Raw genomic sequence first — 17413 nt, 5'->3', positions numbered from 1 at the left:
ACCTGGGCGGCACATATCATTCGCTGCTGCTAGCTCGTGTACGGGTGTTTGAAGTGTGTGAGGCGGTCATTCGAAGCGTTGGCAATGAGCACTAGCCAGAGCATTGCCGTGTGAAGTGCGGGGACGTTGGGAGCCCGTGGATAAGAACACGGGCTAGCGGTGTGAGCCGCTTTCTTTTGCCTACTTTTCTTTGCGGCGGCAAAGAAAAGTAGGTGCCGCCCCGCACAGGGGCAACGCGTGAAGCACGAAAGCAAAACGCGGATGCCAGCGTAAAGGCCCAAAAAAACCAAACCGGATGCCAGCGGAAACCCAGGCACCCCCAGCCGTCGCAGACAAACCAGCAAAACCTAGCGCCGCGCTTCCGTGGCCATCCTGACAGCGAGCCCAGCCAGCACAGTCCCCATCATCCACCGCTGCACAACAAGCCACGCCGGCTTTCTCGCGAGAAACACGGCAATCGACCCCGCCGTCATCGCAACCGTCGAATTGACGGAAATACTCAGCACGATCTGAATCACGCCAAACATTAACGATTGCCCAAGCACACTGCCATGCTGCGGATCAATAAACTGCGGCAGCAGCGAAAGATAAAGCACAGCAATCTTCGGATTCAGCAGATTGGTGATGAAGCCCATCGTAAACAGCTTGCGCGGGCTATCGACAGGCAAATCACGCACCTGGAACGGCGAGCGTCCGCCCGGCTTCATGGCCTGCCACGCGAGATACAGCAGATAGAGCGCGCCACCAAACCGCAGCGTGTCATACGCAAACGGCACGGCAAGCAGCAACGCCGTAATGCCGAATGCCGCGCAGAACATATAGACCACGAAACCAAGCGCCACGCCGCCGAGCGAAATCAGACCGGCCACGCGGCCCTGGCAGATCGACCGCGAGATCAGATAGACCATATTGGGCCCGGGCGTGAGCGCCATACCAAGCGCGACAAAAGCAAATGCAACGAGATGCGAGGTTTGAGGCATTGCGTGAGCTCCGTTGAAGGAAGTCCGATCGAAGGATCAAGGCAAGGCCCAGGCGCGCGGCGTGACGGAATCTGTATCCCGGTTCGCGTTCCCCGGTGGTGATCCACCTCGATTGAGCGCCAGTCGCGCGAACGGCTAATTGTTTCGCGCGCTGCCGGCGCACGCCAGATACAAAAACGGCACTACCCGTCGATACACTTGAGCGCCGCCGCCGCGCCAACGATCATCACCATGCACGCGATGCGCGGGGCCGACACGGGATCGCCGAACAGCACGATGCCGAGCAGCGTGATGCCCATCGATCCGATACCCGTCCACACGACATATGCGGTGCCTGCGGGCAGATGCTTCATCGCGAGCGTCAGCAGGAAGACGCTCGCAAGCGCGGCCGCCACGCCGCCGACGCTAGGCCAGAACCGCGTCCAGCCATTCGCATACTTGAGCGCAAGGCCCATCAGGATTTCCACGACGCTTGCCGCGAGCAGGATTAACCACGCCATTATTACCTCCATTTGAAGAATGGAGGCAGCGTAGAGGTATAGTCATCCGCTGACCATTACGCACCTTCTGGTAACCATGGCAATGCCCGCGCCGGACCCTTCCGTCGACGCCGCGAACGACGCGCAGCACCCAGGCAACGTGTTCGACGAGGCCTGTTCGTCGCGGCTCGCGCTCGAACTGATCGCGAGTAAATGGACCCTGCTGATCCTGCCCGCGCTGCAGGACGGGCCGATGCGCAACAACGCGCTGCTGCGCAGGATTGGCGGTATTTCACAGAAGGTGCTGTCGCAGACGCTGCGCGAGCTGGAGCGCAACGGGCTCGTGATCCGCGACGTGTGCGGCACGAAACCGTTGCACGTCGAATATCGCTTGAGCGCGCTGGGGCTGTCGTTGAGCGATGCGCTCGTCGCGCTCGACCGCTGGGCTGAGACGCATGGCGGCGCGCTCGACGCGGCGCGCGAGCGCTTCGATACGCTTGCGCAGTCGCGTCGCTAGCGCCGCGTTAAACGTTCAGCCGCGCAGCGGCCGGAAGAAGCGCCGTATTTCTTCGGCAAGCAACGCGGGCTGTTCCATTGCGGCGAAGTGTCCGCCGCGCGGCATATCCGCGAACTGCGTAACGTTGAACACACGTTCGATCCACGAGCGCGGCGGCTGGCTGATTTCCTTCCGAAAGCGCGCAAAGCCGAGCGGCGGCGTGACGCGCTGGCCCGGCTCGAAGCGCAACGGCCGCGCGCGCGTTTCCGCATAGAGCCGCATCGACGAGCCGATCGTCTGCGTATGCCAGTACAACGACAGATCCGTCAGCAACTGGTCCTTCGAAAACACCCGCTCGATGTCACCGTCACAATCGCTCCACGCGCGGAATTTCTCGACGATCCACGCGGCGAGCCCCGCAGGCGAATCGTTCAGCGCGAATGCCGCCGTGTTCGGCTTCGTCGCATGCATGTGCGCGTAGGCGCCTTCGGCATCGGCAAACACCGCCTTCGACGCGAGAAAATCCCGCTCTTCCTGCGTGATGGACGGATCGTCGGGCGCGACGCCCGGCGCGTAGGAGCTCGGCAGGAAGTTGAGATGAATGCCGTCGACATGCTGCGCATGGCCGGCCGCCAACGCGATCGACACCGCCGCGCCCAGGTCGCCGCCTTGCGCGCCAAAGCGCGCGTAGCCGAGGCCGCGCATCAGCTCGACCCACAGGCCGGCGATCGCGAACACCGACATGCCCGGCTTCGAAGGCCGCTCCGAAAAGCCATAGCCGGGCATCGACGGGACGACGACATCGAATGCATCGGCGGGGTCCGCGCCGAACGACGCCGGGTCGCACAGCTGCGGCACCAGTTCGGCGAACTCGATGAACGAGCCGGGCCAGCCGTGCGTGATGACGAGCGGGTAGGGCTTCGGACCCGCGCCGCGCCGATGCACGAAATGCACGGCCAGATCGCCGACCTGCGCAACGAATTGCGGCGTCTGGTTGAGCCGCGCTTCCGTCGCGCGCCAGTCATATCCGCTCGCCCAGTAGTCGACGAGATCGCGCAAATAATTCATGTCGGTGCCGAGCGACCACGGCGCGCTATCGAACGTGTCGGGCCAGCGTGTTTGCGCGAGGCGCGTTTTGAGCGCGGCTAGTTCGAAGTCGGGAATCGAAATCTGGAACGGGGTGATCTGCATCATGTGGTCCTGGTCGTTGAGCGGCAGGCGGCGCGCTATTTGGTCGAACGGTCGCGCGATTCGCGCCACCGCACGCGTTCGCCGAGTCCCTTCGTGAAGGTCCGCATGCTGAGGGTGCGGCGCGAGCGCACCACTTCGCCTTCCAGATTGACGGGCGGATTCGGCTGCCACGCCCAGTACATCGCGACCAGCCAGCCGAACACCGTCCAGCCCATGCACGCGTTGAACAGGGCGATGGTCAGCATGTCGTAGCGCTTGCGGCGGTCGGCGACGATGGACGGCAGAAAGTACAGCCCCAGCGCGGCCACGGCCGCGACGCCTTGTATCATCATCTCGCTGTTCATCGAGCCTCCCCAGGCGTTGTATCTATCCGTACATTGTCGCGCGATCGGGCATCGTCCGCTTGCCGTGTGAAGGGTGATTGCAAGGCAGGCGCCTTATGGGTCATATGAGGTTCACACGAATTCGGCAAGCCGCGCCGTAAGGTCTATCATGTGCGTTTCGACTGCACCGGATATGGCCATCATGATCTCCGACGACACTCAACAAACTCAAAAGCTGAACCACGACACACTGCGCGAATTCGTCGATCGCAAATGGAACGATGAGATCGTGCCGGCGCTCACCGACTACATCGCCGTGCCCGCGAAGAGCCCGGCTTTCGATGCCGATTGGGAAAAGCACGGCTACATCGAGCGCGTGATCACGGAAGCCGCGAAGTGGGCGGAGCAGCAGCCCGTGCGCGGACTGAAGCTCGAAATCGTGCGCCTGCCGGGCCGCACGCCCGTGATCTTCTTCGAATCGCCCGCCACGCGCTCGGGCAGCACGGACACCATCGTGCTGTACGGCCACCTCGACAAGCAGCCGGAATTCGACGGCTGGCGCAACGACCTCGGCCCGTGGACGCCGAAGCTCGAAGACGGCAAGCTCTACGGACGCGGCGGCGCCGACGACGGTTACGCGATCTACGCCAGCCTCACCGCGCTCGCGGCGCTCGACGCGCAAGGCATCGAACGGCCGCGCTGCGTCGGCCTGATCGAAACCTGCGAAGAGTCGGGCAGCTACGATCTGCTGCCGTACGTCGACGCGTTGCGCGAGCGGCTCGGCAAGGTCGGGCTCGTCGTGTGCCTCGATTCGGGCGCGGGCAACTACGATCAGCTGTGGCTCACCACGTCGCTGCGCGGCCTCGTGTCCGGCGACCTCGAAGTGCAGGTGCTCGACGAAGGCATTCACTCGGGCGGCTATGGCGGCATCGCGCCGTCGAGCTTCCGCATCATGCGGCAGATGTTCGAACGGCTCGAAGACGCCGCCGACGGCACGCTGCTGCCGAAGGGCTTCCATTGCCCGGTTCCGCTCGACCGTCTCGACGAAGCCGAAGCGACCGCGAAGATTCTCGGCGACGACGTGTGGAAAAAACTGCCGTGGGCCTGCGGCCAGGACGGCGGCCCTGTGCTGCCGACCACCACCGACCCGAAAGAAGCGCTGCTCAATTCCACCTGGCGTCCGTCGCTGTCGGTGACGGGCGCGGCGGGTCTGCCGTCGCTCGCGGATGCGGGCAACGTGCTGCGTCCGCGCACGGCGTTCAAGCTGTCGCTGCGCCTGCCGCCGCTCGTCGATGCGGAAAACGCCGTGCAGCAGATGAAGTCGCTGCTGGAGTTCGATCCGCCGTACAACGCGAAGGTCACGTTCAAGCCTGACGCGGGCGCCGCGACGGGCTGGAACGCGCCGGAACTCGCGCCGTGGCTCGGCACCGCGCTGAACGACGCCTCGCGCCAGCACTTCGGCGCGGACGTCGCGTTCATCGGGCAGGGCGGCACGATCCCGTTGATGAACGTGCTGAAGGCGGGTTTCCCGACCTCGCAGTTCATGGTGTGCGGCGTGCTTGGGCCGAAGTCGAACGCGCACGGTCCGAATGAATTCCTGCATGTGCCGTACGGCAAGAAGCTGACGGCGGCTGTTGCCGAGGTGATCGCCGCCGCGCCTTGAAATCTGTCCCAAACGTTCGACGCTGAAGCGTTTTTCCGCGTGAGAGAAGCCGGCCGGCTTCTCTCACTGTCCATCCGTTTTCCCTGCCGAACCGATCATCGAATGAACGACACGCGCGCTCCCCGTATTCCCGTCGATCAACTGCACGCCTACGTGCGCGCGATATGGGAGCAGGCGGGCAGTTCGCCGCGTGAAGCCCAGCTCGTCGCCGATCATCTCGTCGCAGCCAATCTCACGGGACACGATTCGCATGGCGTCGGCATGATTCCGCGCTATGTCGATTCGCTGCGCGATCGCGAACTGAAGCTGAACGCGCATGCGAGCGTCGTGAAGGACGTCGGCGCGGTGCTGACCGTCGACGGCGGCAAGGGCTTCGGCCAGGTCGTCGCGCACGAAGCGATGGAGCAGGGCATCGAGCGCGCGAAAAAGCTCGGCGTGTGCGCCGTCGCGCTGCGCAACGCGCATCACATCGGCCGGATCGGGCATTGGGCCGAGCAGTGCGCGAAGGCGGGCCTCGCGTCATTTCACTTCGTCAACGTGGCGGGCGATCCGCTGGTCGCGCCGTTCGGTGGCGCGGACCGCCGCATCGGCACCAATCCGTTTTGCGCGGCCTTTCCGCGCGAGGGCAAGGCGCCGCTGGTGCTCGACTTCGCGACCAGCGCCGTCGCTTACGGCAAGACGCGGGTCGCCTACAACCAGGGCAAGCAGGTGCCGCCCGGCGCGCTGATCGACCACGAAGGCAACTCGACCGTCGAGCCGAAAGTGATGATGGAAGAACCGTTCGGCGCGTTGATGCCCGTTGGCGGACAGGCGGGCGGACACAAGGGCTTCGGGCTTGCGGCGATGTGCGAGATTTTCGGCGGCGCGCTGTCGGGTGGCTACACGACGCACGAGGACACGCTGCAAAAGACCAACGCGATCATCAACTGCATGCTGTCGGTAATCGCCGATCCCGCCGCATTCGACGCGCCCAATGCCGAGGCCGAGGCGGATGCGTTCGTCGAATGGGTGAAGGCGTCGCCACTGGCGGGCGGCGCGGAGCGCATCTATGCGCCGGGCGAGCCGGAGCGCGCGACGCGCGCCGAGCGCGAGGCCAACGGCATTCCCGTCGATCCGCAGACGTGGCGGCAGATCCGCGAGGCGGCGCTCGCGGCGGGACTGTCGCGGGAAGACGCCGATAGCTGGTCCGCGCGCTTGCAGTAAAGCGCGCCGTCACTGCGTGTGCCGTTGCATGCGCATCGATCGACCGACGCGTTGAAAAGCACGGCCTCGCCGCTTTGCCGCTTTTTGCCTCTCCTCGCCACGAATTCACAAAACAATGCAATCAGAATAACTTCGGATTGCATTAAAACGTTTGCATCGTGAATTCGCTGGAATTAAAACAGATATTCTAATTACCGCTTTGCGCCCTGATTAAAGCGGTGACGAAAACGTGTGTTTGAAGTTTTATTTCGGACGGCAATCGTTTGCGCCAGCCGCGCCTGGCAAGAAGCCCGTCCAGCGGGCGTCGCTATACTTATGAAGAACTGCATTCTTCTGTTGGTTAGGCCGCCCCACCAGATTCTGGTCTGTTTTAGGCTCGCAATGCTTCACCCGAGTTTCTAACTTCAAAAGGACCATTGAAAATGAATCTGCAAAACCATCACGCCTGCCGTCCGTTCCTCGAAGCTGGCAAGCTGTCGCAAATCTCCGCGTATTACGAAGAAGAGCGCAACGTCATGTGGATGATGTTGCGCGCGCAACCGCGTCCATGCTTCAACCTCGAACTGGTGCACGACATTCTCGAACTCGCGCGAGCCGCGCGCGAATCCAATGTGCGCATCGATTTTTGGGTGACAGGCTCCGTGATTCCGACGATGTTCAACGTCGGCGGCGATCTCAGCTTTTTTGCCGACGCAATCCGTGGAGGCCGCCGCCAGGAATTGATGGCGTATGCGCGCGCCTGTGTCGATTGCGTGCATGCGGCGGCGCGCGGCTTCGACACGGGCGCGATTTCGATTGCGATGGTGGAGGGCAGCGCGCTCGGTGGCGGTTTTGAAGCGGCGCTCGCGCATCATTTCGTGCTCGCGCAGAACGACGCGCGGATGGGCTTTCCGGAGATCGCCTTCAACCTGTTCCCGGGCATGGGCGGCTATTCGCTCGTTGCGCGCAAGGCAGGCATGCGTCTCGCGGAAGAACTGATCGGCGGCGGCGAATCGCACACGGCCGAGTGGTACGAAAGCCGCGGCCTCGTCGATCATCTGTTCGAGCCGGGCGAGGCGTATATCGCGACGCGCACCTTCATCGACACGTTGCGCCCCAAGCTCAATGGCATCCGCGCGATGGTGCGGGCGCGTCAGCGCGTGCTGCAGCTGTCGCGGGCCGAACTGATGGAAATTACGGAGGATTGGGTGCAGTCCGCGTTCACGATCGAGGAGAAGGATCTCGCCTTCATGGAGCGGCTCGTGATGCTGCAAAACCGCCGCGCGAGCAATCTGCGCCCGGCTGCGATGAACGTTGCGTAAGCAGGAAGGACATTAGTCTGATTGGCAGAACGCCCCCGCGCCTAGCGTTACGCGCTCCGTCTGCACCCGTCAGGTATTGACGCAACTATCCACGTAGCAAAGGCATCAAGCAGCATGCAATACGCAGTAGCCAGCCGCATGAGCGGCCGACAGGCGGGAGATTCGAAAGGTCGAGCGAACTTTTCGGGGGTTCAGGCGATCAAGCGGATCTTCTGCCTGTCATGCAGCCAGCGCTCGAAATCGGCTGCAGGCATCGGCTTACCGTACAGATAGCCCTGCACGTATTCGACGCCCAGCCCCTTCATGAACAGCTCTTCCGATTCCGTCTCGATCCCTTCCGCCACCACCTTCAGTTGCAGTGCCTGCGCGACGGCTACCATCGATCGCACCAGCGCCTGAGATTTCCGGTCCGCGTTGATCGAACTCACGAAGCTGCGGTCCAGCTTGATTACGTCGAGCGGTATGCGCCCGAGTTGCGACAGCGACGAATAGCCTGTGCCGAAATCATCCAGATGGACCTGCGCGCCGAGATCGCGGAATTGCGTGATGAGGTCGATCGCGGCCGCTTCGTCTTCGATCAGGCAGCTCTCCGTCAGCTCGATGTCGAGCAGACAAGGATCGAGTTGCGCGCGTTGCAAGGCCTCCGTGAAATGCGACACCACGGCCGTATCCACCAGTTGCCGCGCCGACACGTTGATCGCCACGCGCAGCGACAGACCGCGCGCCTTCCATTGCGAGGCCTGTTCGGCCGCCGTCTGCATGACCCAGCGGCCAAGCGGCCCGATCAGCCCTGACTCTTCCGCGTAGCGAATGAACGCGGCGGGCATGATCTGCCCGCGTTCCGGCGAATTCCAGCGCACCAGCGCCTCGACGCCGTACACGGTGCCCGTGGCCAGCGACAGCTTCGGCTGATAGTGCAGCGTCAACTGGCCTTCTTCGAGGCCGCGCCGCAAGTTCGTATCGAGCCACATGTACTCGGCGACCTTGCGGTTCATCTCCGGCGAGAACACGCGATAGGTGCGCTTGCCGTCGTCCTTGGCGACGTACATGGCGGTATCGGCGGCGCGGATCAGCGCTTCGAGGCTGTCGCCATGCTCGGGGAACATCGCGATGCCGATCGAGCAGCCCGTGTAGACCTCGACGAGCCCGAGGCTGAACGGCACGCGCAGCCGCTCCAGAATGCGCTGCGCCATCGCTTCCATCGACCCGACGGAAGCAACGGGCGACAGCACGATGAACTCGTCGCCGCCCAGCCGCGCGAGCGTGTCCTCGTCGGCGAGGCACTCGCGCACCGCCGACGACACATCCTGGATCAGCCGGTCGCCGAATACGTGGCCGTAGTGGTCGTTGACCTTCTTGAAGTTGTCGAGATCGAGAAACAGGATGCCGACGGATTCGCCCGCCGCCGCGCTGGCGATGGCCGCGCGTGTCTTGTCGTGAATCGCGTTGCGGTTGGGCAGGCCCGTCAGCGAATCGGTGTTCGCCAGTTCCGACAGACGCTCCTGCGCGCGGCGTTCCTCCGTGATGTCGGTGCCCGAGCAGATCAGAAACTGTTCGTCGACGCCGCTGCCGCTCATCACGAACTTGTTGCGAAACAGGAAAAGCCGCTCGCCGTGCACGGTGCGCACGCGCCGCTCGACTTCATAGGCGACGCCCTGATTGAAAAAGCCCGAGATGTTCTGGCTCGACGCCGCGCCCGCTTCCGACGACATGAACAGCGCCCACACACTGCGCCCGACCACGTCTTCTTCCTTCATGCCCGTGAGTTCTTCGGCGAGCCGGTTGAAGCGCTGGATGCGGCCGTTCTTGTCGACGATCACGACAACGGAATTGACTTCCGACACGACCTGCTCGGCGAACGACAGCCCGTGCACCAGATCGCGCGCGACGGATTCGGTGTCTTCGTACGCGGACGCCGTGCCCGCCCAGGTGCTGCTGTTGAGCTTCTTGCCGACCAGATGCAGACGCAGCGCTTCGCCGAACAGGCGCACGTCCATGGTCAGGTGCGCGGTGACGCCCGTGAGCCTGCGAATCTGCGCGGCCTGCGCACCCGATAGGGCAATCGCGACCGTGGCCGTGTCGTCTTCCGTTTCGGGCGTCAGTTCGAGCGCATTGCTGTCGCTCGACAGCCGCCAGCAGGGGCTGCTCGTTCCGAACCGGGCGAAAAGCACCTGATCGTGTTGATCGTCGTTCATGAAGGGTCCCCGGGCAAAAAAGTTGCCTCCAGTCGAGCTCCGAATACGAGTCCAGCACGCGGCGGCGAAGAGTCTTATCGGCTTCATTGTAACGAAGCGGCCGGACGTACGGCTCCGAATTGATTAACGACCTTGGAATCAGCTTTCTTTAACCAGAAAGCATAGAAAAAATGATGCTTTTCAGGGATGGGTTCCGCAAACGTTCACGCGCGATTGCGCACGCGCGTGCTCCTATGCGATGCTCGCGTGGCAATCAAAAAGCGCGACGGCAGACCAGACCGGTTGTCCACCTTTCCGAGGAGGGAGACATGAGTAGGCTGTCGTCTGATCGTGGCATCGATACACTTCATTCAACCGCAGTTCTTTTTGACCCGATGCAACGCGCGGCGCGTTCATCCGCGCCGCCTCTGCGCAGGCGAACCGCCGTCCGCGCTGTTGCGTTTTCAAGCTTTGTGCTGCTGGCAGGGTTCGCGCGCATCGCGAGCGCCGATACGCAGGTGGGCGGCAGGTTGCCGCCGCCGCCCGACAAGTTGTATGGCGACCTGTTCGTCGCCGTGCAGACCCAGCAGATCTATCCCGACCAGAAGACCTTCGTCGACGCGCTGCCGAAAGCGGACCCCGCAACGATCCTGCAGGCCTACGAAACGCAGAAGAGCCAGCCGAACTTCTCGCTGAAAAATTTCGTCGACCAGTACTTCACGCCACCTTCCGAGCCGGTGATCACGCCGCCGCCGAACCAGTCGCTGCGCGATCACATCAACTGGCTGTGGCCCGAACTCACGCGCACGACGACGACGGCACCGCCGTACAGCTCGCTGATTCCGATGCCCAAGCCCTATGTCGTGCCGGGCGGGCGCTTTCGCGAGGGCTACTACTGGGACACCTATTTCACGATGCTGGGCTTGCAGGAGTCGGGACATGAAGATCTCGTCGACAACATGCTCGACAACTTCGCGTACATGATCGACACGTATGGCCACATTCCGAACGGCAACCGGACTTACTATCTGAGCCGCTCGCAGCCGCCGTTCTTCTCGTACATGGTCGAGCTTGCGGCAAAGGTCGAAGGCGGGCGCGTCTATCAGAAGTATTTGCCGGCGATGCGCAAGGAATACGCGTACTGGATGCAGGGCGCGTCGACGACGAAGCCGGGCGATGCGACGCGCAATGTCGTCGTGTTGCCGGACAAGACCGTGCTGAACCGCTATTGGGACGAACTCGACACGCCGCGCGACGAGTCGTATCTCGAAGACGTGCAGACGGCGCAGCAGGCAACCGGCCGCGCGCCGAACGAGGTCTACCGCGATCTGCGCGCGACGGCGGAAAGCGGCTGGGACTTCAGCTCGCGCTGGTTCGGCGACAACATGAATCTAACGACCGTTCGCACGACCGCCATCATCCCCGTCGATCTGAACAGCCTGATGTTCCATCTGGAGACGACCATCGCGCGCGGTTGTTCGGAGACGCGGGATTTCAGCTGTGTCGTGCAGTTCATTGGCAAGGCGGCGAAGCGTGCCGAAGGCATCAACCGGTATCTGTGGAATAGCAAAGGTTACTACGGCGATTACGACTGGAAGCTCGCGAAGCCGCGTGACAACCAGACGCCCGCGATGCTGTATCCGCTGTTTGCGGGCGCCGCGTGGCCCGATCGGGCGCAGAAGACGGCAAACGTCGTCGCGGGCGTGCTGCTCAAGCCGGGCGGCCTGACGACCTCGACCTACGAAACGACCCAGCAATGGGACGCGCCGAACGGCTGGGCGCCGCTGCACTGGATCGCGATCGAAGGGTTGCGGCGGTATGGGCGCAGCGATCTCGCGCAGCAGATTGGCACGCGCTTTCTCGCGGATGTGAAGAACGTTTATGCGAAGGAGCAGAAGCTGGTTGAGAAGTATGTCGTCGAAGGGTCGGGGACGGGCGGCGGAGGGGGCGGTGAGTATCCGTTGCAGGATGGGTTTGGGTGGACCAATGGCGTGACGTTGAAGTTGCTGGATCTGTATGCGCCAGGCGAGTGATGCGCTAGTCCGCGAGCGCGGCGCGGTTGAGGCGGGCACCGTTGTGCGTGTTGCGACCGCGGTTTGGTTTTTGGGCCTTTGCGCTGGCATCCGCGATGCGTTATCTAGCTTCAAGCGTCGCCCCTGTGCGGGGCGGCACCTACTTTTCTTTGCCGCCGCAAAGAAAAGTAGGCAAAAGAAAGCGGCTAACACCGCCAACATTTCTTCTTGCCTGAGGGCCCCCAGAGGTTCTTACGCTTCACACGGCAACGCACGTGCTCACGTGCGTTGCCAACGCTCTTGCGGTGCGCATCACCCGCTTCACGCACCCGCGCTGCATCATGCCGTGCCAGATATTCCACGGCCGCCCAGGTGGCAAACTGTGCGTAGGCCGTAGTACCCCACACGCCTCACTCCGGACCAATAGCGCATGCGTCCCACCCTGTAAGAGCGCCAAGCTGTACGCCGCGACAACCTACACACAGTTTGCCACCTGGGCGGCACATACCATTCGCTGCCGCTAGCCCTTGTGCGGGTGTTTGAAGCGGGTGAGGCGCCCATTCAGCGCGTTGGCAACACGCGCGAACAAAATCGCTGCCGTTTGAGGCGTAAGACCGGTTGGGGGCCCTCAGGCAAACACAAGAATTAGCGGTGTGAGCCGCTTTCTTTTGCCTACTTTTCTTTGCGGCGGCAAAGAAAAGTAGGTGCCGCCCCGCACAGGGGCGACGCTTGAAGCACGCTAACAAAACGCGGATGCCAGCGAAAGAGCAGCCCGCAGATTCCAGCGAAAGCAAAACCAAAAAGACCAACAATTCAATATCGCCGCGCGAGCCGCATCCGCATCAACTGCTTCGTCTGGCCATCGGCATCATCGGGCAAATTGAACTCGCCCGCGACGAGCGACGCAACAGCCACACCATCACGATACAACACGCGATTACCCACAACAGCAGGCACCTTGCCACCCGCCAGCAACGTCCCGACCAGATTCAGCGGATCAGTGCCCGCAACGCACACAAACGCACCATCGTTCGCATGACGTCGCACCTCACGCAACAGCGGAATCGCTTCGGGCAGCGCGAACTGCTCGCCCGCGAGACCATTGACGAAGCGTCCACCCCGCACCTGGCCGCGCGCTTCGAGCCGTTGATACACACGCAGCAGATCGCGCCACGGCGGCAGCCACTCAGCTTCGCGCTCCAGCAGCCGCCAGAACACGACACCATAGCGCCGCAACAACGCCATCGCGACATGCTCGATCACTTCGGGCGCGTACGTCGAAGAACGTCGCGAAGAAGAGGGCGCGGGTTCTTCGGACACAGCGCCGACAGGCCGACGACGCAACAGCGCCCAACGCCCCGCATCGTCCATTCCGCCGATTAACGCGCCTGCGCCGCGCGGACGCCGGCTCGGAAAGTACGACGCGTTGCGCTTCGCGACAGGTTTCAGCAGCGCGCGCAGTCCCGCGAAACTATCCGAATTGACGAGCCCCGCCGCGACCAGTTCGCCGAGCGCGTTTTCGAGTTCGACACGCAGCAGACGAACGTCGCCCGATAGCTCGTCGAAGAACATCGCGCCATGCTGCGTCAGCGCATCGAACACGAGTTGCGCTTTCGGCGACAGCTCCGGCTGTTTCGACGTATCCAGCAGCGCGGTCCACACGGGCAGCGCGCGGCGCGGCAACAGCACGATGGGCGTGCTGCGCACCGGGCCGCTGGCGCCGCGCGCGCGATCCGTGAGCCGGGTCCAGACGATCTTGCCGGAACGGCACAGCTCGTCGAGCGATGTGATCGAGTAGTCCTTCAGCCGCGCGGGCAAAATGTCTTCTTCCCATGCGCTCGCGGCCGCCTGAAAACCTTCGAGCTGATCGAGCACGGCGGCGAGCGCGTCGCGCCCTTCGCCACGCGTATCGGGCGTCAGGCGCTGCCACGCGAACAGGAAGCGCATGAAGTCGTGCCGCTCGACGGGCTCGATCTCGCGCCGCAAGCGCCGCACCGTGTAGCGATGGATGCGCGCGAGCAGATGCCGCTCGCACCATTCTTCATCCGTGGCGCCCGGCGTGAAGCGGCCGCGCATCACATAACCTTCCGCTTCGAGCCGCGTGAGCGCCTGCGCGACGGTCGAAGCGGGCAGCGCCAGCGCACGTGCGATCGACGCAAGCGGCAGCGGCCCAAATCCCGTCAGCCGCGCGCGCACCACGTCGACGAGCGCGTCGTCTTCCGTCCAGGCATCGTCGAAACCCTTCGGCACGCGCAGCGCCGGTTCGACTTCAGCCCGCGGATAAATCGCATGCAGGCACGTCAGGCGCTCGGCGGGCAGCCACAACGCGTCGTGTTGCGCGATCTGCATTCGCGCGGCGTGGCCTGTTTTAGCGAGTTCCACGAGCCATGCGGGCCAGGCTTCGTTGCGCTGCGCCTCGGCTTCCGTGATGCACGCAAGGCCCGTCAGCGCTTCGTGCATCTCGTCCGTGTTGCGCGCTTGCGGCCACGCTTCTTCACCGACACTCGCAATCGCGTCGGCATCGAGCGCGCCGAGATCGTCGGCGGATTCGGGGCCGCTCGTGTATCGGCGATTCAGCACGGCCTGCGTGCGGCGCTCTTCGATCGGTGCATCGTCGAGAAACGCGTACGGTTTCGCCGTGAGGATTTCCGCAGCGAGCGGCGATGGCGCGGGCAGGTCGCGGCTCACAAGCGCGATCTGCCCGCTTTCGATCCGGCGCAGCAACGCGAGCCACGCATCCGTATCCATCGCTTCGTGCAGGCAGTCGTCCAGTGTCTGATCGACGAGGGGATGACTCGGCAACTCGCGCTCGCCGGCGATGTTTTCGAGGCACGCGGCCTGATCGGGAAACACGGTCGCGAGCAGATCGTCGCTGCGCATGCGCTGCAACGGCGGCGGCGTCTTGCGTCCGCCCGTGTAGCGCGGCAATGCAAGCGCCGTGGTCGCGTTCCAGCGCCAGCGCACGCCGAACAGCGGCGCGTCGAGCAGCGCCTGGATCAGTACATGCTCGGCTGTCGCCGAGCGCAGATAGCGCCACACGTCATCGAGCGCGAAGCTGTGTGCGCCCGTCAGCGACAGCACGATCGCGTCTTCCGTCGCGGCCGCCTGCAACTCGAAATTGAACGTACGGCAAAAGCGCTTGCGCAACGCGAGGCCCCACGCGCGATTGACGCGGCTGCCGAAGGGCGTATGAATGACAAGCTGCGTGCCGCCCGATTCATCGAAAAAACGCTCCATCACGAGCGTGTCTTGCGTGGGCAGCGCGCCGAGCGTCTGGCGGGCGCGCGCCAGATATTCGACGATCTGGCGTGCCGCCGCTTCAGGCAGATGAGTCTGTTCAACGAGCCACGCGATGGCGGGTTCGAGATCGAGCGCAACCGTAGCCGGTTGTTCGGCGACGGCTGCGATGCCGCCGTGCGAATCGTCAAATGTATCGGTATCCGAAGCAATGAGTGAAGTGGTCTTCGCGACGGCGAGCCGCCGCTCGATCTCCGAGCGCAGCCGCGCGACGCCCGCCGACAATTCGTCGCTGCGCCCGGGCGCCTCGCCGAGCCAGAACGGAATGTTCGGCGGCTGGCCTTGCGCATCCTCGACGCGCACGCGGCCGCTTTCGATACGCATGATCCGGTATGACGCATTGCCGAGCTGGAATACATCGCCAGCGAGGCTTTCGACGGCGAAGTCTTCGTTAACCGTGCCGATGTTGAGCCCTTGCGGTTCGAGTATGACCGCGTAATCGGCGTTCTCCGGAATCGTACCGCCCGACGTGACCGCGTACAACTGCGCGCCGCGCCGTCCGCGCAATGTGCCGTTGACGGCGTCGCGATGCACGTACGCAGCGCGCGGACCGTGACGGCTCGTGTAGCCCTCGGCGAGCATGCGCAACACGGCGTCGTATTGCTCGCGTTCGAGCGCAGCATACGGCGCGGCGTGGCGGAAGCGTTCGAACAGCGCGTCCTCGCTCCATTCGGCGTTGCAGACCTCGGCGACGATCTGCTGCGCGAGCACGTCGAGCGGTGCGCGCGGAATGTGTAGCAGATCGAGTTCACCGCGCCGCACGCAATCGAGCAACGCCGCGCATTCGATCAGATCGTCGCGCGAAGCAGGGAACAGCCGTCCCTTCGGCATGCCGCCCACATGGTGGCCCGAACGCCCGACGCGTTGCAGGAATGGCGCGATCGCGCGCGGCGAGCCCATCTGGCAGACCAGATCGACGTCGCCGATATCGATGCCCAACTCCAACGATGCCGTTGCGATCAGCACGCGCAGTTCGCCGCGCTTCAAACGCTGCTCCGCGTCGAGGCGATGTTCCTTCGCGAGGCTGCCGTGATGCGCGGCGACGGCGTCCTTGCCGAGACGCTCGGTCAGATGCCGCGCGACGCGCTCGGCCATGCGCCGCGTGTTGACGAACACGAGCGTGGTGCGATGTAGCGCGACCAGTTCGGCGAGCCGGTTGTAGACGAGCTCCCAGGCTTCGTTCGACATCACCGCTTCGAGCGGCACGGGCGGAATCTCCAGCGCGAGATCGCGCTCGCGCACATGGCCGACATCGACGATCGCGCAGTCGGCGGGCTCATCGCTTTCAATGCTCGCGCCGCCGACCAGAAAGCGCGCGACGGCTTCGATCGGCTTTTGCGTCGCCGACAAGCCGATGCGCGGCAGGCACCGGCCGCACAGCGCGTCGAGCCGTTCGAGCGACAGCGCGAGATGGCTGCCGCGCTTGCCGCCCGCCATCGCGTGAATTTCGTCGACGATCACCGTGCGGACCGTCGCGAGCATCTTGCGGCCCGACGCCGAGCCGAGCAGCACGTACAGCGATTCGGGCGTCGTGACGAGAATGTGCGGCGCGCGCTTCTTCAGCGCGGCGCGTTCCTGCTGCGTCGTGTCGCCCGTGCGCACGGCGGTGCGAATCTCGGGCACGGGCAACCCGCGTGCGGCGAGTTCGCTCGCGATGCCTTCGAGCGGCATCTGCAGATTGACGCGGATATCGTTCGACAGCGCCTTGAGCGGCGACACGTAGACCACCAGCGTCTCGTCCGGCAATGCGCCGCCGTGCGCGAGGCCGTCGCGCACGAGTTCGTCCAGCGCGGCGAGAAACGCGGTCAGCGTCTTGCCCGAACCTGTCGGCGCGGCGACGAGCGTGTGCCGGCCTTTGCGGATCAACGGCCATGCGGCGACCTGCGCGTCCGTGGGCGCGGCAAAGGTCTTCTGGAACCAGCCCGCGACGGCCGGATGGAAATCGGCCAGGGGGTCGGCCAGCCCGAGAGCGGCGGAAGAGGCGGAAGTCATGAGGTCGAAGATGGGGGCGGGGCGCCGCATATCCAGTGCGCGGCGTGCCATGCCCGTAAAAACCGTTAGACCCATTCAGTCTCGCAGGTTTCGCGGGGGCGTGCCGGGGCAGGCGTTTGTGCGTGGGGTAACGCAACTACCGGTCGACAACTTCCAGCGCACGACGGCATCACCGGTCACGGTATGTTCACGCGCACGAATCTCATCGGCTGATAGAACATGACGCCGATGCTATGTGAAATAGTGATGAAAGCGTGCTCGAAAAAGCGGTCCATGCTGCATCGCACGAGACAACCTTGAAG

Annotated in this window: 11 protein-coding genes and 1 riboswitch; of the genes, 5 read left to right on the top strand and 6 right to left on the bottom strand. The window is 63.8% G+C overall.

Annotated features, from left to right (window positions below):
• Nucleotides 1-347: 347 nt before the first annotated feature.
• On the bottom strand, nucleotides 348-980 hold the full coding sequence (locus tag H1204_RS21915; protein ID WP_180732800.1) for a LysE family translocator: 633 nt from the start codon (nucleotides 978-980) through the stop codon (nucleotides 348-350).
• Nucleotides 981-1019: 39 nt separating this feature from the next.
• A riboswitch (ZMP/ZTP riboswitch) is annotated at nucleotides 1020-1117 on the bottom strand.
• Between the two features lie 45 nt (nucleotides 1118-1162).
• Nucleotides 1163-1480 (bottom strand): multidrug efflux SMR transporter, encoded by a 318-nt coding sequence (locus H1204_RS21910; protein ID WP_042308794.1) that lies wholly within the window; start codon nucleotides 1478-1480, stop codon nucleotides 1163-1165.
• A gap of 82 nt (nucleotides 1481-1562) precedes the next feature.
• Here H1204_RS21910 and H1204_RS21905 point away from each other — a divergent pair, with 82 nt between their 5' ends.
• Nucleotides 1563-1976 (top strand): helix-turn-helix domain-containing protein, encoded by a 414-nt coding sequence (locus H1204_RS21905; protein ID WP_198001237.1) that lies wholly within the window; start codon nucleotides 1563-1565, stop codon nucleotides 1974-1976.
• 15 nt (nucleotides 1977-1991) lie between these two features.
• On the opposite strand, the gene H1204_RS21900 is transcribed toward H1204_RS21905, so the two are convergent.
• The gene (locus H1204_RS21900) at nucleotides 1992-3146 is read right to left on the bottom strand and encodes an epoxide hydrolase family protein (RefSeq protein ID WP_180733255.1); all 1155 of its coding nucleotides are present in this window, start codon (nucleotides 3144-3146) and stop codon (nucleotides 1992-1994) included.
• Between the two features lie 35 nt (nucleotides 3147-3181).
• Nucleotides 3182-3490 carry a superinfection immunity protein gene (locus tag H1204_RS21895; RefSeq protein WP_180732797.1) on the bottom strand — a complete coding sequence of 103 codons (309 nt, stop codon included), beginning with the start codon at nucleotides 3488-3490 and terminating at the stop codon, nucleotides 3182-3184.
• A 181-nt stretch (nucleotides 3491-3671) separates the two neighbouring features.
• Here H1204_RS21895 and H1204_RS21890 point away from each other — a divergent pair, with 181 nt between their 5' ends.
• From H1204_RS21890 to H1204_RS21880, 3 genes are all read left to right on the top strand, one after another.
• The gene (locus tag H1204_RS21890; RefSeq protein ID WP_180732795.1) at nucleotides 3672-5132 is read left to right on the top strand and encodes a M20 family metallopeptidase; all 1461 of its coding nucleotides are present in this window, start codon (nucleotides 3672-3674) and stop codon (nucleotides 5130-5132) included.
• Nucleotides 5133-5234: 102 nt separating this feature from the next.
• On the top strand, nucleotides 5235-6335 hold the full coding sequence (locus tag H1204_RS21885) for a malate/lactate/ureidoglycolate dehydrogenase (RefSeq protein ID WP_180732794.1): 1101 nt from the start codon (nucleotides 5235-5237) through the stop codon (nucleotides 6333-6335).
• Nucleotides 6336-6757: 422 nt separating this feature from the next.
• Nucleotides 6758-7636, top strand: coding sequence for a crotonase/enoyl-CoA hydratase family protein (locus H1204_RS21880; RefSeq protein WP_180732792.1), 879 nt, complete (start codon nucleotides 6758-6760; stop codon nucleotides 7634-7636).
• A 191-nt stretch (nucleotides 7637-7827) separates the two neighbouring features.
• Here the strand turns inward: H1204_RS21880 and pdeR are convergent, their stop codons facing one another.
• Nucleotides 7828-9831 carry a cyclic di-GMP phosphodiesterase gene (gene pdeR, locus H1204_RS21875; RefSeq protein ID WP_180732791.1) on the bottom strand — a complete coding sequence of 668 codons (2004 nt, stop codon included), beginning with the start codon at nucleotides 9829-9831 and terminating at the stop codon, nucleotides 7828-7830.
• Between the two features lie 374 nt (nucleotides 9832-10205).
• Between pdeR and treA the strand changes: the two genes are divergently transcribed.
• A complete protein-coding gene (treA, locus tag H1204_RS21870; RefSeq protein ID WP_243468777.1) occupies nucleotides 10206-11843 on the top strand; it encodes an alpha,alpha-trehalase TreA in 1638 nt (545 codons plus the stop codon).
• A gap of 792 nt (nucleotides 11844-12635) precedes the next feature.
• On the opposite strand, the gene H1204_RS21865 is transcribed toward treA, so the two are convergent.
• The gene (locus H1204_RS21865) at nucleotides 12636-17111 is read right to left on the bottom strand and encodes a DEAD/DEAH box helicase (protein ID WP_243468746.1); all 4476 of its coding nucleotides are present in this window, start codon (nucleotides 17109-17111) and stop codon (nucleotides 12636-12638) included.
• Nucleotides 17112-17413: the final 302 nt, after the last annotated feature.

The sequence above is a fragment of the Paraburkholderia sp. PGU19 genome, assembly GCF_013426915.1.
Taxonomy (GTDB): domain Bacteria; phylum Pseudomonadota; class Gammaproteobacteria; order Burkholderiales; family Burkholderiaceae; genus Paraburkholderia.
Note: the sequence above shows the minus strand (reverse complement) of the source record. Positions and strands in the feature narration are given on the sequence as shown.